The following is a 20,815-nucleotide window of genomic DNA, read 5'->3' as shown; positions in this document are numbered from 1 at the left end:
ATGAAAAAGAACATATTGTTAACAAGGCTTGATGCCCCGTTAACAACATATGGGTTCTTTCTTATCTAATTACAATGAGTTAGTTTTTGTCTATCTTGACATTAAAGTCAGAAAGATTAAGCATGGTCACATTGTGTCCATTTTTAACATAGTTGGGCAGTTCAAATAAGATTCCCGCCATTGTCAATTCATACTTGGATATATCCGTCGAGAAATTCTCCTTCGAGTCGCGGATGGCTTTTTCCAGATTTTGTTTCGTCAGGTGCACCTCAAAATACTTTTGTTCTTCATAAGGTTTTGACTGTAAGGTTGCAGACATAGGCGCTTTGGTCACGTACGTACTCTTCGCCTCCAAAGGCGAAGACACAAAGCTCACAAATGTATCATGCGCGTTCGCCGTTTCGGGATATGTACCTCGCGATTCGTACATCGGTATGATGTAGGCAAACGTTATCCCATTGACTTTGTCTCTAAAATAGAGACCAAATGACAACTGCGTGACAGGCGCCTGCTCCGCCGTAAAATTATTATCAGCGACACGTCCCTGCGGATCGGTCAATTCGACAAAAGGTACCGCAGCTTTGACACTGAGCGATATATATTGACCATCGACTGACCATGGCGTAATACTTTTCTCTGTAAATTGTTTGGATAACCACATATGTGGGCCACCTCCTGTGATAGGTGTGTATAGCCCCTTGGCTTCAAGCTCCTTGGTATTTATGACCATCGAGATATTGCCTTTATCATTCACGACACCGGATTTTTCTTTAGAAATACCGTTTTCTATAAAATCATCTCCGATATAACGGGTAGTTAGTATCAACTTATTCTCGGGTGTGCTGTTCCCATAATTGGCTATCAGCGGAATCTCGATCTGCTCTGCTTTATTGACGAGCGAATTTTCAGCGGTTCTTCTAAACACGGCAATCAGATCCAGATCACTACTTACTTTAAATGTGTATTGCCCCTCCTTTGAAAAAACCTCGCCACTACCCGCGATCTGCCAATAGTCAAACACGAAGCCATCTATCGGCTTGGCAGATATCGTCGCCTCTTCTCCTTTTTTCAAGCTTGCCTCACCGGCGACTTCTCCCGCATGGGCCGGATATATCGCGATTTTGATTTGATGGTTTTGATTGTCCTCTCTTGCTGTACAAGACAGGCTAAAGAAGGCCAACAATATCATATAAAAAACTGTCTTTATCGTACTCATTTTCTTTCTTTTTATTGCCAATAATTGCTCATGAAGATGAATACTTTCCTGTTTAATGAAGATATCAAACAGGAAAGTATATCAATTGTCTGTTACTCTTTAATTAATCTGACCGACATCTGGAAGAAATTTCGATCTCCTTGCGGAACTTCTATTATATTAGTACCATTGTTTATCAAAGCAAATCTAAACTGTAGACTAGGATCATTAGCTGACAGTGTTTTCGTCCACCAAAAGCCTACTGCACCGATCTCTATAGGCCCACTACCGTACGCTGAAAACCCACCACCGACTGCTGTAAAGCCTTTACTATTGGTTGCTCCCGTGTTCGGCGCATTCCATAGGCTGGTACTTTTTAATTGACCACCATCCTGACCGACAAAGGCCGCTAGCTTTTGCCAATCTTCCAACGTAGGGACTCGCCATCCTTCAGGAGCCAAATTGCGTGCATCAATGGCTGCATTGGCGGAATACAACCTCCCATAAGCATCCAGATACTCTGGGGTAAGATCCAATAGTCCCGCAATAAGGTCTCCATTTCTGTATTTTCGAGACTGAAAGTTTTCGCCCATCCAGATCTGATCGCCAATACGCACCTCTGTGTATGCATTACCGTCATTATCCGTCACCAGCTGACGAGTACCATTAAAAAACACCGTTTCACCATAGCTGATACCGCCATTGCTGATCGTATAAGCACGAATACGATAGGTCTTCGTTATATCCAGACTGCTCAATGGAACATCCACAAAATACTCCGCTTCGTCCAAGGATGCGTTAGATGTCAGCTTATCACCCTCAATCGTCGGTACACCCGTCAGCGTCCAGCATATTCCGCGTTCGACAACCGCATCCAGATGATCTGTTACACGACCTCCTAAACGTACCACGGCCGCATCTTTAACAGCTTCCAACGTCACAACAGGAGATAACGGGGTCGGGGTCGTAAATGAAAACTCTTCGCCGTACGCAGTACCTTTATCATTCGTCGCATAAGAACGCACATAATAAGTAGTACTATGGGTCAGTTTGGTCAATGCACTGCGATACTCGCCTTTGGTAAAACCATTGCCATTTCTGAAATCACCTATCGTTGGTGCGGGATTCTCCGCCCAAACAATACCTGCTGAGCGGATCTTTCCTCCTCCATGTTGAAGAACCTCACCCCCACTTTGGGCTGCAACTTGCGAAATATTCGTTGTGGCCAAAGTTTTGACCACAGGAGGCTCCATTTGGGAGAGCGGGACATCATCATCCGCTGTATCCCGCGCAAAATAATCCTTTTGACAGCTCAGTACAAAGAGCATAGTCAAAGCGCATAAAACGGGAAATATCGCCCTATATATTCTTATATTCTTGATCGTTTTCATACTTATTCTTTTTAAATCGTCAACAAAACAGACTTGTCTTTACCATCCCGGGTTTTGATTGTCAGAAAAATCAGGCACATTACTCAACTCACTCGATGGAAGCGGGAAAATCAAATACTTATCTTGCCAAGATGCTCTGCGCTGCACAACAAAACGCGTATAGACATAGTTGTTGGGACTTACTTGTGTGATTTCCATACCGGTGACCAATTTATCCACCTGATCGATGATTTTCCAACGTCGTACATCCCAGAAACGATGCTCTTCTAAAAACAACTCGACCCTACGCTCCCGACGGATGCGGTCTCTAAATTCTTCTTTCGTCAGCCCCGCGGCGATATCAGGCATATCGGCCCTTCTTCTTACCGTATTGATCGCTTCATAAGCCAAACTGATATCCACTCCCGCTTCATTCGCTGCCTCCGCAAAATTGAGGTAGATCTCCGCCAATCGATACTTCTTAAAACTCGCATTCGATCGCTCACTTACCTGAATCATAGGATCGATAAACTTGCGCAGATAATAACCTGTTCCTGTATTGGCATTGACCTCTGTCCTTAACATTTGATCGGCTCCGCCGGTAAAAGTTTCTACGGTGTGGATATTGCCCCGAATATTATCATAACTCGCGCCATTGTACCAAATCGAAGCATAAAACCGTGGATCACGTCCGACATAGGGCGCATTTTCATTGTAACCAGAAGCCGTACTGATGATGGGGTCGAGGTGATTGGCATCGTTGTAACCCAAGATAGCAGGAAGACCTGTGGCCTGCATATCATAACTATCGACCAGTTCTTGTGTAGGTGTAGCGCCAGCACGATCTACCCCCGTCTTACTCGGGATATTGTTCATCGTGATAAAATGGGTCCTGCTACCGCCGCCAGTTTCCATGATAGTTTCCCGATCTTGAGGCTGAGGTACGACATCATAACCCCTCAAGAAGTAATCGCCATAGTTACTGTACAATTTATACTCATCATTTTTTGTCAATTCTTGGATTGCTTCTTTACTGGCTTGCGCCGCCGCCGCCCATTTGCTGATATCACCTTCTGGATTGGCCGCATCTTGTGAATTCCAAAGCGGGCTCGCATTGTATAATAACGCCTGCGATTTAATCGCATGCGCAATCGCTCTCGTCACCCGTCCGCCTTGGCTACCAACAGTTATCCTGATCGGCAGACGCGATTCTGCTAATGCATCATCCAAGTCACGGACAATAAAATCAACGTTCTCTTGGAAAGTAGGACGCTTCAAAGAGGTAAAATTAAAATCCACCGCTATCTCTTTGTCGATAACTGGCATCGGCCCGTATTGCTTGATCAACTCCAGGTAATAAAAAGCGCGCAATATTTTTGCCTCCGCTTTAAATAAGCCCCTGTTGTTTTCATTGGTTACCTGCGCACGATCTATATTCTCAATAAATACATTCGCATAGCGTATACCCGACCAGCAATTGTTATAAAAATCATTGACAAAATTGTTGTTCGGACTCAAGGAACCATTGGCCCAAGCAATACCAATCCCCTCTTTGTAATAGCTCTCATCAGACAAGCCTGAGATCGTCTCAAAATAACCGTAAGACATAAAATAACCTGGAACAAATTGGTACACCGTATTCAGAAAAGCCTCTGTTCTGATCGCGTCCTTCCAAACATCTTCCATCGTAATCCTACCATCTGGCGTTATATCCAATGGATCATTCTTACAGCCTAGCGCAAAGTAAGAAATACCAATACTCACTATATATACAATAATTTTTTTCATAATAGTCGCTTAAAAGATAATGTTTAACCCTACATTATAATACCTCACCACAGGATAAGAATAACCTTCAGCTAATTCGTCCGACAGCTCCGGATCAAAATTTCTCGTTGGCAATCGATCCCATGTAAACAGGTTAAAACCATTTCCATAGATACGAACCGAGTTGATACCGAACCGCTTGGTCACATCGGAGCCCAACGTATAGCCGATCTCCATATTTTTCAACCGGAGGTAACTGGCATCCATCGTGAAGTAATCGTTTTTCCACTCATTTTGTGTGGATAATGTCGTCAATCGAGGATAGGTAATCTTGTCGCCATTGTCCGCTCTTTCCTTCGTCCAGCTATTCAAGTGCATATCATAGAAGTTGTTTCGCGGAAAGATATTTCTATTGCGATAAAAATTGGAAACATTGGTCACGCCTTGCAACAAAGCACTAAAATCAAAACCTTTGTAGTTGAAACCTAGTGCCCCTCCTAAGGTATACTCTGGAACGGAAGGATGTCCGATAGGCGCCATATCTTTTTCATCTACAATACCGTCTCCTGTTAAATCTCTGTATTTGAAGTCTCCAGGCCTTGGTGTCGTGCTGACATTTTGTACCGGAGAAGTCGCAATATCCATATCATCATAAAAAAAGCGGTCTACCAAATAGCCCCATCCTTGTCCAATAGAATATCCTGTTGAGGTATACCGGTACGCAAAGTCATCTCCTCGGATAGGCTCGTCTATAAATAGAACCTTATTTCTGGCATAACTCAGGTGTGCTTTGGAAAATAGAGAAAAATCAGCATTAAAGCGCTTTTTGTAATTAAGCTCTATTTCGTATCCTTTATTTTCTACTTTCCCCATATTCGCAGGAGGAAGTACGCCACTGCTCAAACCGATCACACGAGAGATACTCTGCCTATAAATCAAGATATTATCCCTGCGCTCTCTAAACATGTCCACGTTCAATGTCAATTCATTCCATAAACCTACTTCCAATCCGATATTGGTCATTTTGGCCAATTCCCAAGTCAAGTCGGCATTACGCAACGAACTGATGTTGATCGTCTGCCCTCTACCCAAGCTGCCACTGCCACCGCCGCCCATCTGGATATTGTCCAGGTACAAGAATCTTCTTCCTCCTATCCGATCATTACCCACATGTCCGTACGAACCTCTTACTTTTAACAGCGTGACAAGATCATTCTTGAAAAAATCTTCGTTAGACACTAACCAAGCTCCCGAAACAGCAGGGAAAAAGCCAAAGCGCTTGCCTTTCGCAAATTGCTCAGACCCATTGTATCCAGCATTGAATTCGGCAAAGTACTTGTCGGCATAACCATAGGTCAGACGTCCTGAGAAACCTCTTAGGTTGTAAGGCAACTCCGCATTGATCACGGTCTTCTCCTGTTGAAACAAAAGCAACCCGGTCACATTATGCTTTGCGAAACTGCGCTGATAATTTAAGAAGGCCTGCACATTGGACCGTGTCTGGTACGTTCGAATACCATGTAATCCCAAAGGTGTATTTTCATTGGAGTCGTAGGGTCTATAATTCACGACATTTTCCCCGGCTTCATTTTGAATGATTTCATAAATGTAACGAGGGTACTGTTTGGTGGCATAAAAATTATTCGCCGCTTTGGTATCGTAGGACATGATAGCTTTGGCAGACAATCCTTTCGTGATGAAATCCAAGTCATGCTCCATACCATACGTCGCTGTCACATTCGTGATAGCACGCTGCACGTAGCCCGTTCTGTTCAACTGTCCATAACTCGGCATTGCTACAGTCTGGCTGGTAAGAACTTGTCCATCAGGAGTCAAAGGTCCCGGAAGCGTCGCATTCAGATCATTCATATAGGCCAAGATCCAAAGCGACGGCGAGCTAGATGCCAAATTGTCCAAAGACACACCTTCTACATATGCTCCTGCTGCTGAATTCAATTTCTCCAAATATCCCGCAACATTCATGAAGGCTTTCAGGCGCTTGTTCAGATCGATATCAATATTGGACCTGAAATTATACCGATCCATTTTAAAGGACGGATCATACGAAAGATCTTTTTCGGTCTTGAATTGCCCCCCTTGGTTGATATACCCTGCGTTTACAAAGTATTTGGCCATTTTGCCTGCGCCCGACACATTTAAATTATACCTGTGTTGCGGCGCATAATCCTTCAACAGGATATTTTGCCAGCTGGTGTTGGGATACATCGGGTCATTGCCAAGCCGATATTTCTCGATCTGCTCCGCCGTAAATTCATGGGTTCTCCCTTCATTTTCGAGAGCAAGGTTTTTCAAAACAGCATAGTCGTACGAATTTACAGGCTTTGGTGACCTTGTAAAATCCTGAAGAGAGAACTCTGAACTGAAATTAATCTGCGGTTTTTCACCTTTGCCTCGTCTGGTGGTGACCAAGATAACACCATTCGCTCCACGAGTACCAAAGATCGCCGTAGAGGATGCATCCTTTAAGATCGTCACAGACTCGACCTCATTGGGATCAATATACGTCAATTCCCTTTCAACACCATCCACCAAAATGATCGGGTTCTGGCTATTGATCGTACTGACACCGCGTAAGTACAATTCTGCACTTTCACGACCAGGCTCTCCGCTACGTTGAATGGAAGTCAGCCCCGGTAGCCTGCCAGCGAGTGTAACAGCCAAGTTTGCTGCAGGACTCTGCTTGATTTCTTTTGTCTGGATAGATGCAATAGATCCGGTGACCGTTTCTTTCTTTTGCACACCATATCCTACGACCACAACTTCATCTATATCTTCCAGAACAGACTCCAGGACAATGTCTGACGTGGTTTGACCTTCGGTCAACAGCACTTCTTTTGCGTGAAATCCAACGATTTGATAAATCAAAGTCTCTCCAGCTTGTGCTTCGATCTGATACCTTCCGTTCGTATCTGTAGAAGCACCTCTAGCCGTACCTTTGACCAAAATACTGACGCCAGACACGACATTGCCGTCAATATCTCTTACAATTCCTGTCAGCGTCTGCTGTACTATCTTAACAGACCGTACATTCTTCGTCGAGGTATTGGTCTTTTTCTGAGCGCCTTGACGATTCAGGACAACAATCTTATCCTGTATTTCATATCCATAAGGCTTACCTTTGAACAGAGCGTCCAATGTGTTTGAGAGGCTCTCATTATTTACCTCAATATAAACAGACTCTAGATTTATCTCTCTTTTGTTGTAAAAGAAAGTGTAGCCACTCTGTTTCTCAATTTTGCTTAGGACTTTAGCCAGCGGAGCATTACGCTCCTTCAGGGTTACCCGCTGTCCATTTGCTATTAGCTGTAAACAACAAATGGTTAACAATGTGATTGTCAGCTTCAAACGCATAATATTTTTTTTATTAAAAAGCAATAAAAAGCGTAATAATAGTTTTAAAAACATACCTTTGTATGGTTTGGGTTATTTAATCATAAAATATCTACTTCGAATTGGATTTTGTTGGTTTGCCCTAACTATTAGCTGGAAATGTTGCAAGCGTTTCCAGTTTTTTCGTTACACAAACCTCTTTTTTAAGTCTCTCCTGTTTTCATATCAATCATAATTAAAGGTTAGTTATATCCTGTTACTTTATAATAAGGTAACGATTGTCTTTCCACTCGTAGCTGACGCCTGCACTTTTCAGCACATTGAGCGCAGTAGCCAGTGTTACTTTACGTGGAATTTTTCCGACAAACAAATAGTCAGAAGTGGTTGATTCATATTTTATCTCGATATCATACCATCGTTCAAATTCTTTCATGACGGTATAGATACTGGCATCATTAAAATAAAAATAACCATCTTTCCATGCCGTAAATTCTTCCACATTAACCTCACCCACAGAAACCTGACCGCTCTTCAAGATAGCTTGTTTGCCGACCGTCAATACAGCCAGATGACTCGACGGCTTACCTAATGCGCTGACTCCTACGGCCCCTTCTGTCACCGTGGTGACTGTACCCTCTTCATACATATTCACATTGAATTTCGTGCCTAATACCTCCGTCAGCTGTTGGTTATTTCTGACATAGAATGGCACTTTTTTGCTATGCGCATACTGTGTACTGATTTCAAAAAATGCCTCTCCTGACAGCAGTTCAACTTCTCTAAATCTCTCATCGAACTTCTTCGGAAACTTCAAGGATGAGGAGGAGTTTAACCATACCTTCGAGCCGTCTGGCAGTTGTATTTGATACTGTCCTCCCTTTGGTGTGGATAGAATAGCAGATAAGCTCTCGTCCGTATCCTGATCAAAAAGTTTTGCCCCGTCAACGTAGGCTATATTATCTCCCACAATCAATCCTTCGTGCTGCTCACTCAAATCTATTTCTTGCCCATCTGCCAATGTCAATGTTGCCTTATTTCCACCAGGCTGTACTTGACTTACATGATGGATTGCACCATTGTCATTTATCTTTTTGCTATACCAAAAGTATCCTCCAAACAAGAAAAACAGCGCCAGAGAAGCTGCAACTGCCATTTGCATTTTTGGCGTAAACAAAACACGCTTTGTCCTTGAATCAGAAATATTACGGTTGACTTTATCCAAAATCCTGGATTGCAGTTCTGCCTCATCGCGAGCGAAAGTAAGCGGAATATCCACCTCGTCATTTTGCGCATGATACCACTGCGCAAATTCTTCCTTCTCCTCATCTGTTATACTGCCGTCCAGCCACTTTGATGCTAACTCTTGATACCGCCTCTCGCTACGCATAATTTTAACCTTTACATATATGTATCAGATGCAGGACAAATCCCTTAGTGCTCAAAACATTTTTTTTAAAAAAATTCAAAAAAAACAATATAACGATAAAGAAGACATGCGTAACTCATAAAAATTGGATGATTTTAAACTAGCTGCTGTGAGAAAGTAAATGTCTAATATGCGATATCGTGATTTTTAATTGAGCATATTAACTCTAGAAAGTGTAGGGATATGTAATTGGGTTTTTTGTATATAAAAGTACCGGAAATAGCACTAATTGAATGTGATTGCAGCATTAAAATTAGATTATAATGCAATAAATAATCTATAATAATGTCACCATAAAGTTGGTAAGTTTTGACCGAAGAGTTTTAAAGGCTTTTCCAAGATGGGCTTCAACAGTTTTTTCAGAAATACCGAGTTCTTCTGAAATTTGCTTCTGCGAATATCCCTCTTCTCGACTTAATTGAAAAACCAGTTTACATTTTTCAGGCAACTGTTGCACGTATTTACCTAGTTCTGTCCGAAGTTCGTCAAAAGCTAAATATTGCTGAGTAGAATCGTCTATTGCGTGGTCAGTCAAGGCTGCATCAACATACTTTTGCATATTGTAATATCGATTCAACGTTCTGATGACTCTATACTTTACCGAAACAGCCAAATAACTGGACAATTCTGATGTGATTTCTACCTTATCTCTACGATTCCAAAGCGAGGTAAAGATGTCTTGCACGACTTCTTCTGCATCCTCCAGATTATGCATTCGATTTGCAGCCAAAACAAATAGCTTCTTCCAATATCTATTATAGATCTCTGTAAAAGCAACGGCATCACTTTGAATAAGCAATGACAGCAGCTCTACATCTGTGTGATTGGAATACGAACGCATAATAGAGGTTTCTCTGTACTTAATGTAATGCTACTAATATAAAAAAAGTATTCGGTGATGAAAAATATTCTATGTAAACTTTCCCTCAGTATACTATTATACTTCCCTATCCGCTCAAAGCAAGGTAGTGAAAAGGTGCCGAGACTGTTCTTGTTGACAAGATTGGACTACCACTTTTTACAAATATTCCGTAATTGGTTGCGTAAGCAATGTTTCAATTGTCTTATTCTGACACCAATATTGCGTTCATAAATTACTTTTAAATAATTATAGATTTATAAATGTGTTCTAAGATAAAACACGCTGTTCATATAACTGTTATGAACTGTCATGTCTTGTTTCGGAAGCGACCCACGCTTACCACAATATCTTTTCTAAAATACAAAAGCCCTTTTTAGGGCTTTGCATTGACTAATAAGCGAATAAAAAAGAAAGGATTAAAACTTTTCAGATTTTTCCTTTTTGCTATTATTTGCACTTTCTATTGACTCGATGATCTTTCCGTTTATTTTAAAATTGGAGAAAACAACATTTTCTGTATAATTGCTCTGAACAGGAATACCTACTCCATTAATTGACGAATTAATGACCGTAAAATTCGTTATTGGAGACTCTTTATAGGCGTCTATCAAAACGCCAAATTTCCCTCCTTTTTCGACCTGTAGGTTCTCTATCCATACATTTTTAATTTGCGGAAGGTGGTCGCCGGGATTCTCGTAGAACATATTAAAGCGAATAGCGGCCTCCTTATATGTACCGACTTTAATATTCCGAACATATAAACCGTCTATTGTTCCTCCTCTTAATGAACTTGTCTTCAATCGGATAACGCGATCTAACTCTGGGCTATCCATCTGAAGATTTTGCGCGAAAATGTTTTTTGCACCTCCCGAAATTTCACTTCCGATGACAATACCGCCGTGGCCATCTTTCATGACACAATTTTCTATAATAATATTTTCTGCGGGAATAGCCAGATCCCTTCCGTCTTCATTGCGCCCGGATTTTATGGCAATACAGTCATCTCCTGTATCAAAATAACACCCTGTTATGAGTACATTCTTACTGGCTTCGGGGTCACAACCATCGTTATTAGGCCCATGCGTTACAATCTTCACATCCCGCACGATTACATTTTCGCACAACACGGGATTGAGATTCCAAAAAGGCGCATTATTTATGGTCACATCGGCAATAACAATATTTTTGGACTGGTAGGGCTGGATAAACGGAGGCCTTAAGAAACCACCCTCTCCATATATACGCTGCGCTACAGGAACACGATCTTTAACTTGTTGTGTCAATTTCTTCACAGATGCCAATTGGTTATCCATTCCATCGACCCACCCGTATTCTTTCTTGGCTTTCCAAGGCCACCAATGTTGATTGTCGGCGTTACCATCTAACACCCCGTTTCCAGTTATGGCGACATTCTCTACCTGATAGGCATAAATAAGTGGTGAATAGTTCATTAGATCCATACCCTCCCATCTGGATCGTACCAGCGGCAAATAGTCCTGCGGATTGCGGCTGAATATAATTTTAGATCCATCTTCAAAATGTAGATTCACATTTGATTTTAAATGAATGGCTCCGCTTAAAAAGACACCTTTTGGTACCACCACTTTTCCACCTCCGCTTTCCGAACAGCTCGTGATAACTTTATTAATGATATCCGTATTCATAAATACGCCGTCGCCTTTCGCACCATGATCGGTTATTAAATAAGTTTTATCTGCAAAAGTAGGTGCCACGATCAAAGCTCTAATACTATCTAATTTTGCCCACGGGCCACTCTCATGATGTTGTGAGCAGGCTGTCAGCGAAAAAACAAAAAGACTTAGAAAGAGTATCGGAAAAAATCGATTCATATAAGGAAAAATTTATTAACTAACGTTATTTAACTCCTCGAAAATATGGAAAATTTTGTACAATCCGTGTCTATCTAAAAAAATAAGCGTCTATTCCACAAGTTTTCCTTGCGTACTATATCTTACTTGATCGAGGGTAACACCTTCATGCAGTTCAACGATTTTAAACCCTCCTTGAGGTAATACATCGAAAACACCTAATTCGGTTACGATCTTCTTCACGCACCTAATACCTGTTAACGGCAACGTACAGGCGGAAAGTAACTTGGATTCGCCTGCTTTATTTACATGTTGCATGGCGACAATAATATTTTGCGCACTGGCAACAAGATCCATTGCTCCTCCCATACCTTTTACCATTTTACCCGGGATCTTCCAATTGGCAATATCTCCCTGTTCAGAAACTTCCATCGCTCCCAAAATAGTGAGATCAATTTTCCGTGAGCGAATCATACCAAAGCTCATCGCCGAATCAAAGAAAACGGAACCGGGCAGCGTAGTAATGGTTTGCTTGCCCGCATTAATGTAATCCGCATCCTCTTCTCCTTCGTATGGAAACGGGCCCATGCCTAATAATCCATTTTCACTTTGTAACATCACATTGATATCTTCTGAGATATAGTTGGCTACCAGGGTCGGAATGCCAATACCTAAGTTTACATAATATCCATCTTGTATCTCTTTCGCAATACGCTTTGCAATTCCATATTTATCTAGCATAGATTTACTCTTTTGGTCTAAAAGTTCGCTGTTCTATTCGCTTCTCGTAATTTTCACCTTGAAAAATCCGGTGCACATATACTCCGGGGGTATGAATAAAATTAGGATCCAATACACCCGGTTCTACCAATTCTTCTACTTCGGCAATGGTAATCTTACCACACATGGCCATTGCATGGTTAAAATTCTGCGCTGTCCCTCTATATATTAAGTTGCCTGTGCGATCGCCCTTCCAGGCTTTCACCAAGGCAAAATCTGGTTCAAACGCGTATTCCATTAAATATTCCTTTTCCACACCATGGAATTTAAATGTACGGACTTCTTTGCCTTCGGCCACTTCTGTGCCGACACCTGCGGGTGTATATACTACGGGGAGACCATATCCCCCGGCCATTAAACGCGTAGCCAAGGTACCTTGAGGCACCAATTCCACCTCCAATTCACCACTTAACATCTGCCGCTCAAATTCTGCATTTTCACCTACATACGAAGCAATCATTTTTTTAATCTGTCGGCGTTGTAACAAAAGACCCAATCCAAAATCGTCCACTCCTGCATTATTGCTGATACAGGTTAATTCTTTTAGGTCTTTGGCCATCAATGCTGCAATAAGATTTTCCGGAATGCCGCACAGTCCAAATCCACCAACGGCGATTGTCATCCCGCTCTTGACTTCACGTATTGCTTCGAGCGCATTTGATACACTTTTATTTATCATAGATTCTACGGGTTTATTCTTTTGGTATACCTAATATCGTGTTTATCTTTTTAAAATACGATATTAGCCACAAAAATATATAACGAGTTACTTGGAGCTACGCAATATATTTTCAAATTTTATGTTACATTTAATAAACACTATATTTATCTATGCTTAAGCTTATACACGCAATCACGTTTCTTTTGTTTATTTCAAACGCTTTCGGGCAGAAAATCAATCTTCAGGAAGCCTTGACAAAAAGTTCTATTGACAGCCAGTTCTATTATCTAAATATGCTATCGCGCTCGCAGGACGCTGATTTCAAAATAATTCGTAAAACAAACTTAGAACGTATCCGCCAAAATACGCGTGATACACTCAACACCTTACGTAACGAAATCAGGGAACTAAAAAATTCGAGTTCGTCTACTGTATCTACTAATGTAGCGTTGACAGACAGTGTCCAACATTTACAAACGCAGTTGGACGCCGAAAAATTAAAAACAGACAGTATCTCTTTCTTCGGCGCGAACTTCTCAAAAGGTGGATACCATACGCTTGTATGGATCTTGATCATCGTACTTGCAATAGCGTTTACAATAGCTCTTTTTGCCTTCCGTAAAGCAAAAGTAGACACGGTATCTTCCAAGAAAAATGCGGAAGAATTTCAAGAAGAGCTTCATGCATATAAAAAGAAAGCACTGGAAAAAGAACAACAATTAAAAAGGCAGCTGCTCGACGAACAACTGAAAAGAAATTCCTAATTCAATCGCAGATTCGCAAATAATACGGATTTGCAGATTCGCAAATAAGCGGTTTTAAAAAAAACATTCATTTATTTAATGAAGAAGTTTTGCTTTTAGAATGATAAAGCTTATTTTTGCATTCCAAAATACAGGTTGAATGACCTGTAATTAAATAGATTAATAAATTTTAGTCCCTATAATATGCCCAATATTGGTAAAATAGCACAGATTATCGGCCCAGTGGTTGACGTCAACTTTGCCGACAATGAAAATCTTCCTAAGATTTACGATGCATTGTACATTGAGAAAGATAATGGACAACGTGTCGTTTTGGAAGTTCAACAACATTTAGGTGAAGAACGTGTTCGTACTATTGCCATGGATGCAACTGAAGGTTTGGTGCGCGGAATGAAAGTAGTAGATACAGGCGCTCCTATTAAAATGCCTATTGGCGAAGAAATTAAGGGCCGTGTATTCAACGTTGTTGGAGATCCTATTGATGGTATTCGTGCATTGGACAAAGCTAATGGCCGTTCTATTCACAATGTGCCACCGAGGTTCGAAGATCTTTCTACCGAATCCGAAATCCTTTTTACGGGTATCAAAGTTATCGACTTATTAGAACCATATGCTAAAGGCGGTAAAATCGGTTTGTTCGGCGGTGCTGGTGTAGGTAAAACTGTATTAATCCAAGAGTTGATCAACAATATCGCAAAAGGGCACGGTGGTCTTTCTGTATTTGCAGGTGTGGGTGAGCGTACACGTGAAGGTAATGATTTGTTGCGTGAAATGTTGGAGTCAGGTATTATCAAATACGGAGAGCATTTCATGGAAGGCATGGAGAAAGGCGAATGGCCTTTGGAAACTGTAGATCAGGAACTGTTGAAAGATTCCAAATGTACATTTGTATTCGGACAAATGAATGAGCCTCCAGGTGCACGTGCTCGCGTAGCACTATCTGGATTAACAATTGCCGAATATTTCCGTGATGGTGATGGCGAAGGACAAGGTCGCGATGTATTATTTTTTATTGATAATATATTCCGTTTTACACAAGCCGGTTCTGAGGTTTCTGCTCTTTTAGGTCGTATGCCTTCAGCAGTAGGCTACCAGCCGACATTGGCTACAGAGATGGGACTGATGCAAGAGCGCATTACATCAACTAAAAATGGATCCATCACTTCGGTACAAGCGGTATATGTACCTGCCGATGACTTAACTGACCCTGCACCAGCGACAACGTTTGCCCACTTAGATGCTACTACGGTATTGTCTCGTAAGATTGCGGAGTTAGGTATTTATCCGGCGGTAGACCCATTGGATTCTACTTCCCGCATTTTGTCGCCGGCAGTGTTGGGAAATGAGCATTACGATACGGCGCAGCGTGTGAAAGAAATTTTACAACGCTACAAAGAGCTTCAGGATATTATTGCCATATTAGGGATGGATGAATTATCCGAGGAAGACAAATTAACGGTGACACGCGCACGTCGTGTTCAACGTTTCTTATCTCAACCTTTCCATGTTGCTGAGCAATTTACAGGCCTGAAAGGTGTATTAGTAGACATTAAAGACACGATCAAAGGTTTTAACATGATCATTGACGGAGAAGTAGACGAATACCCTGAAGCAGCTTTCAACTTGGTGGGAAATATAGAGGAAGCAATCGAAAAAGGTAAAAAATTATTAGCAGAAGCAGTTTAATAGTACCGAGTACAACGTATTAAGTATAGCGTATTAATGCGCATATCTTAATACGCTATACTTAATACTCAATTCTAGTTAGAATGAAATTAACAATTATTACTCCAGACAAATTAGCATACGAAGACGAAGTAACCGCGGTTACGGTTCCCGGTTCTGCAGGATCTTTTCAAATATTAAAGGATCACGCAGCTATTGTGTCTACACTGGACGATGGTAAGGTCATTATCAAACAAGGTAATGATGAGCAGGTCATTATTATCAAAGGCGGCGTGGTAGAAGTAAAGGACAATAGTGTCATCGTTTTAGCAGAAGGAATTGTGCAGAACTAATAAAGATAATAACACCTATAAATAGCCCTTAAGACTTCAAGTTTTAAGGGCTATTTTTTTATAGTTTTTCTGGTAAAAAATCATTTTCGGGAAGAATTTTGGTCTTTGACATCATTTCTTACAATTTCAAAAAACATACCGATTTTAATTCTAGTCTGCAGGTTAACGAACATAAACCTATTAAAACAAAATATAACAATATATTATTTTGAATATATAAACATAACAAAATAAAAAACTTTTTTAAAATAGTATGAATAGCTATTGTAAAGAATTTTAATTCGAGCTAACTTAACAATGTTATAATTTTGATTGACATAAGAGCTTTTGGGAGGAGCTCTTCATCAAAAAAGAAACCAGGAAAAATGCAGTATTACAATCAGAACACTTTAATTTATTTAAATGGCGAGTTTGTGAAAGCACATAGTGCTAGCATTGATCTATTTGGTCAATCACTTCACTATGGATATGGTGCTTTTGAGGGACTCCGGTCATACAGTACACACAATGGCACCCGAATATTCAAAGCTGAAGAACATTTTGAGCGTTTAGAAAAATCATGCAATGCCATTAACCTGCCCTATTCTTGGAATAACCGGGTGTTGATCGAAAAAACATATGAACTATTGGCGGCTAATAATTTAAGATCCGCTTATATTAGACCTTTGGTTTTTTCTGGTTCCAACATGCATTTGACTTCGTCTGACGACGCCAATATGATGATAGCCGCATGGGAATGGGGACCATACTTGGGCCAGAATTTATTAAAAGTAAACATCTCCAGTATTGAACGCCCTAGCCCAAAATCATTCCGCGTAGATGTCAAAATATCGGGACAGTACATCAATTCTATCATGGCCACAAGCGGGGCAATTAAAAATGGATTTGATGAGGCGCTACTATTAGATCAAGAGGGTTTTGTGGCACAGGCATCCAGTGAGAATATATTTATAGAAAAGGATTTCAAAATTTACACACCGCCATTGGAAAACATCTTCCCGGGCATCACCCGTCAAACGGTAATTGATATTTGTAAAGATCTAAACTTTGAGCTCATTGAGAAGAAACTAACGGTCGAAGATGTTTATCAGGCTGACAGTGCTTTTCTAAGTGGCACAGCAGCGGGGATCATTGGTGTAAAACAAGTGGATCATGTGTTGTACCAAGAGCCTTGGGAGCATACAATAGGAGCATCTATCCAAAGAAAATATAAAAATTTAGTATTAGAGCAAGAGAATTATGAAGTCATCATCTGACAGCACAAACGTATTAAACAAGTATAGCCGTATTTTTACACAAGACAAAACACAACCGGCGGCCAAAGCCATGTTGTATGGAATCGGATTGACCGATGCGGATATGGAAAAAGCGCAAGTGGGTATCGCAAGTATGGGTTACGATGGTAACACGTGTAATATGCATTTGAACGATTTGGCACAGGTCGTAAAAAAGGGCGTATGGGCCAACGACCTAGTAGGCTTAACGTTTGGCACGATCGGTGTCAGCGATGGTATGAGTAATGGCACTGATGGTATGCGTTATTCCTTAGTATCTCGTGATGTCATTGCAGATAGCATCGAAACCATCTGTGGTGGACAATATTACGATGGAGTAATTGCCATTCCAGGTTGTGATAAGAATATGCCTGGAGCTATTATGGCAATGGGTCGCCTAGACCGTCCGGCCATTATGGTATATGGTGGTACGATTGCCCCGGGACACTATAAAGGGGAGGAATTAAATATTGTGTCTGCTTTCGAAGCATTGGGTAAGAAAATAGCAGGTACTATTTCGGATGAAGACTACGATGGCGTAATCAGACACACTTGCCCGGGAGCAGGGGCATGCGGAGGTATGTATACGGCTAATACAATGGCTTCGGCAATTGAAGCTTTGGGAATGAGCTTGCCTTACTCCTCTTCCAATCCGGCCGTATCTACAGAAAAACAAGACGAATGCCTTGAAGCTGGAAAATATATCAAAATTCTTTTAGAAAAAGACATAAAGCCGTCTGACATCATGACGCGGAAAGCTTTTGAAAATGCCATTCGTACCATCGTTATATTAGGAGGTTCTACAAATGCGGTACTGCACTTTATTGCTATTGGTAAATCAGTAGGTGTAGACATTACACAAGATGATTTCCAACGGATGTCGGATGAAACTCCGGTATTGGCAGACTTCAAACCATCTGGCAAATATTTAATGCAAGATTTACACCAGTACGGTGGTGTGCCTGCCGTGCTGCGCTACCTGTTGGATGAAGGTCTGTTGCACGGGGATTGCTTAACGGTAACGGGCAAAACACTGGCTGAAAATTTAGAGGGCGTAAAATCGGTGATTGATTATAACCAACCAATTATTCAAAAACTGGACAACCCGATTAAAGCGACAGGGCATTTGCAGATTCTATACGGTAATCTAGCAGAAAAAGGTTCTGTTGCGAAAATATCGGGTAAAGAAGGGGAGAAATTTAGCGGTCCTGCCCGTGTATTTGATGGCGAACACGATTTGGTGGCAGGTGTTTCATCAGGCAGAATTAAACCGGGCGATGTTGTCGTAATCAAGAATGAAGGCCCCAAAGGAGCTCCTGGAATGCCTGAGATGTTGAAACCTACCGCTTTGATTATCGGTGCGGGGCTAGGCAAGTCTATCGCCTTAATTACCGACGGTCGTTTCTCTGGTGGTACCCACGGCTTTGTCGTAGGACACATCACTCCGGAAGCTTACGAAGGCGGGCTGATCGGGTTGGTAAAGGATGACGATATTATCGAAATCGATGCGGTAAATAATACGTTGAATCTAAACGTACCAGAAGAGGAGATTGCCAGCCGTCGTGCTACATGGACACAACCAGCATTAAAAGTAACAAAGGGTGTATTGTACAAATACGCAAAAACTGTTGCTGATGCTTCACAGGGCTGTGTGACGGATTTGTAATCAGACATGAGATAGGCTTTCAATTTAAGTACTATAAACTAGAAAATGGAGAAGAATTAGACAGTATATCAAATCTAACTTCTCAAATCTAATATCTAAATACTGAAAAAATGAGTACACTGGAAAAAACGGAAAAGGAACAAACTGCTCCCGCTACTACACAACAATTGAGCGGTTCGCAAGCGGTCTTAGAGGCCTTGATCCATGAAGGGGTAGATACCATTTTTGGATATCCGGGTGGCGCTATTATGCCAATCTATGATGCCTTATACGATTACAATGATAAATTGACCCATATCCTCGTGCGCCACGAACAAGGAGGAATCCATGCGGCACAAGGTTATGCGCGAACATCAAATCGTGTAGGTGTCGCTTTTGCTACGAGTGGCCCTGGTGCGACTAATCTAGTCACTGGATTAGCAGATGCCATGATCGATAGCAACCCTATTGTCTGCATCACCGGACAGGTCTTCGCCTCTTTACTCGGAACAGATGCTTTCCAGGAAACAGATGTTATTAATATTACGACACCTGTTACAAAATGGAACTATCAAGTGACAGATGCCACCGAAATTCCAGGTGTACTGGCGAAGGCTTTTTATATTGCACGCACAGGTCGACCTGGCCCCGTATTGATCGACATTACTAAAAATGCACAGTTGCAATTATTCGATTATAAAGGCTACGAATTCTGTAATCATATCCGGAGTTACCGGCCTAAACCTATCGTTCGTCATGAATATGTCGAGCAGGCGGCTCAATTGATCAATGAAGCGAAAAAACCATTCGTAATCTTTGGCCAAGGTGTTATCTTAGGAAAGGCAGAGCAAGAGTTCAAAAATTTCATTGAAAAAGGAGGATTTCCTGCTGCTACAACTGTAATGGGTCTGAGTGCGCTAGAAACAGACCACCCACAGCACGTTGGTATGTTGGGCATGCACGGAAACTATGCGCCTAATGTCATGACCAACGAATGTGATGTTTTAATTGCCATAGGTATGCGATTTGATGATCGGGTAACTGGACGTTTGGACAAGTATGCAAAACAAGCTAAAGTAGTTCATTTGGATATTGATCCTGCAGAGATCGACAAAAACGTAAAAGCTACGGTGCCTGTTTGGGGAGATTGTAAGGAAACTTTACCGCTCTTGACCAATTTAATCAGCCGAGTGGATCACAGTAACTGGCTTCAAGAATTCCGCGAACTGGAAAAAGAGGAGATAAAAGAGGTAATCTACGACGAACTTAACCCGACAAGTGATGTGATGACCATGGGTGAGGTCATTAACGTATTGAACGAACTGACCGGCGGTAATGCGGTAATCGTTACAGATGTTGGTCAGCACCAAATGGTAACCTGCCGCTATGCTAAATTTAACTCTTCCAATTCCAATGTTACTTCGGGAGGATTAGGAACTATGGGATTTGGATTACCCGCAGCTATTGGCGCTTGGTATGGTGCTCCAGACCGTGACGTGGTGGCCATCATTGGGGATGGTGGTATCCAAATGACTATTCAGGAACTGGGAACAATTATGCAATTTGGTGCTAAAGTCAAAATCTTAATTCTAAACAATGAATTTTTGGGGATGGTGCGTCAATGGCAGCAGCTCTTCCATGACAGACGCTATTCTTTCGTAAATATTACAAGTCCTGACTTCGTAGCGGTGGCAAAAGGGTATTATATAGATGGCAACAAAATTTCAGAACGTAAAGATTTACGCAATGCACTAAAGACAATGTTAGATCACGACGGCTCTTATCTTTTGGAAGTAATGGTAGGTAAGGAAAACAATGTGTTCCCTATGGTAGCGCAAGGCACATCTGTATCGGAAATTAGATTGAAGTAAAA

15 protein-coding genes are annotated in these 20,815 nt (G+C 41.4%); 6 read left to right on the top strand and 9 right to left on the bottom strand.

The window, feature by feature from the left end; genetic code table 11:
* Positions 1-79: 79 nt before the first annotated feature.
* From C4F40_RS12795 to C4F40_RS12755, 9 genes are all read right to left on the bottom strand, one after another.
* Positions 80-1,216: an InlB B-repeat-containing protein gene (locus C4F40_RS12795; protein ID WP_196939778.1), complete on the bottom strand. Its 1,137-nt coding sequence runs from the start codon at positions 1,214-1,216 to the stop codon at positions 80-82.
* Positions 1,217-1,308: 92 nt separating this feature from the next.
* A complete protein-coding gene (locus C4F40_RS12790; protein ID WP_196939777.1) occupies positions 1,309-2,586 on the bottom strand; it encodes a fibrobacter succinogenes major paralogous domain-containing protein in 1,278 nt (425 codons plus the stop codon).
* 39 nt (positions 2,587-2,625) lie between these two features.
* Positions 2,626-4,353: a RagB/SusD family nutrient uptake outer membrane protein gene (locus C4F40_RS12785; RefSeq protein WP_196939776.1), complete on the bottom strand. Its 1,728-nt coding sequence runs from the start codon at positions 4,351-4,353 to the stop codon at positions 2,626-2,628.
* Positions 4,354-4,362: 9 nt separating this feature from the next.
* Positions 4,363-7,704 carry a TonB-dependent receptor gene (locus tag C4F40_RS12780; RefSeq protein WP_196939775.1) on the bottom strand — a complete coding sequence of 1,114 codons (3,342 nt, stop codon included), beginning with the start codon at positions 7,702-7,704 and terminating at the stop codon, positions 4,363-4,365.
* A 235-nt stretch (positions 7,705-7,939) separates the two neighbouring features.
* Positions 7,940-9,070: a FecR family protein gene (locus C4F40_RS12775; RefSeq protein WP_196939774.1), complete on the bottom strand. Its 1,131-nt coding sequence runs from the start codon at positions 9,068-9,070 to the stop codon at positions 7,940-7,942.
* A 316-nt stretch (positions 9,071-9,386) separates the two neighbouring features.
* The gene (locus tag C4F40_RS12770) at positions 9,387-9,950 is read right to left on the bottom strand and encodes an RNA polymerase sigma-70 factor (RefSeq protein WP_196939773.1); all 564 of its coding nucleotides are present in this window, start codon (positions 9,948-9,950) and stop codon (positions 9,387-9,389) included.
* 437 nt (positions 9,951-10,387) lie between these two features.
* On the bottom strand, positions 10,388-11,821 hold the full coding sequence (locus C4F40_RS12765) for a glycoside hydrolase family 28 protein (RefSeq protein WP_196939772.1): 1,434 nt from the start codon (positions 11,819-11,821) through the stop codon (positions 10,388-10,390).
* Between the two features lie 90 nt (positions 11,822-11,911).
* Positions 11,912-12,541: a 3-oxoacid CoA-transferase subunit B gene (locus C4F40_RS12760; protein ID WP_196939771.1), complete on the bottom strand. Its 630-nt coding sequence runs from the start codon at positions 12,539-12,541 to the stop codon at positions 11,912-11,914.
* Between the two features lie 4 nt (positions 12,542-12,545).
* Positions 12,546-13,259, bottom strand: a complete 714-nt coding sequence (locus tag C4F40_RS12755) for a CoA transferase subunit A (RefSeq protein ID WP_196939770.1) — start codon at positions 13,257-13,259, stop codon at positions 12,546-12,548.
* A gap of 152 nt (positions 13,260-13,411) precedes the next feature.
* Between C4F40_RS12755 and C4F40_RS12750 the strand changes: the two genes are divergently transcribed.
* The 6 genes from C4F40_RS12750 to ilvB all read left to right on the top strand — a co-directional run bounded on the left by C4F40_RS12750 (position 13,412) and on the right by ilvB (position 20,813).
* A complete protein-coding gene (locus C4F40_RS12750) occupies positions 13,412-14,005 on the top strand; it encodes a hypothetical protein (RefSeq protein WP_196939769.1) in 594 nt (197 codons plus the stop codon).
* 183 nt (positions 14,006-14,188) lie between these two features.
* On the top strand, positions 14,189-15,691 hold the full coding sequence (atpD, locus tag C4F40_RS12745) for a F0F1 ATP synthase subunit beta (RefSeq protein WP_196939768.1): 1,503 nt from the start codon (positions 14,189-14,191) through the stop codon (positions 15,689-15,691).
* 83 nt (positions 15,692-15,774) lie between these two features.
* The gene (gene atpC, locus C4F40_RS12740; protein ID WP_196939767.1) at positions 15,775-16,023 is read left to right on the top strand and encodes an ATP synthase F1 subunit epsilon; all 249 of its coding nucleotides are present in this window, start codon (positions 15,775-15,777) and stop codon (positions 16,021-16,023) included.
* 365 nt (positions 16,024-16,388) lie between these two features.
* Positions 16,389-17,279 (top strand): branched-chain amino acid transaminase, encoded by an 891-nt coding sequence (locus C4F40_RS12735; RefSeq protein WP_196939766.1) that lies wholly within the window; start codon positions 16,389-16,391, stop codon positions 17,277-17,279.
* Complete coding sequence (gene ilvD / locus C4F40_RS12730) at positions 17,263-18,963, top strand: dihydroxy-acid dehydratase (protein ID WP_196939765.1); 1,701 nt, start codon at positions 17,263-17,265, stop codon at positions 18,961-18,963. Before C4F40_RS12735 ends, ilvD begins: the two co-directional genes overlap by 17 nt.
* 110 nt (positions 18,964-19,073) lie before the next feature.
* Entirely contained in the window at positions 19,074-20,813 is a 1,740-nt protein-coding gene (gene ilvB, locus C4F40_RS12725) for a biosynthetic-type acetolactate synthase large subunit (RefSeq protein WP_196939764.1), read from the top strand.
* Positions 20,814-20,815 lie beyond the last annotated feature (2 nt).

The sequence above is a fragment of the Sphingobacterium pedocola genome, assembly GCF_015209965.1.
Classification (GTDB): Bacteria; Bacteroidota; Bacteroidia; order Sphingobacteriales; family Sphingobacteriaceae; genus Sphingobacterium; species Sphingobacterium pedocola.
This window is presented reverse-complemented; position numbering and strand designations above follow the sequence as displayed.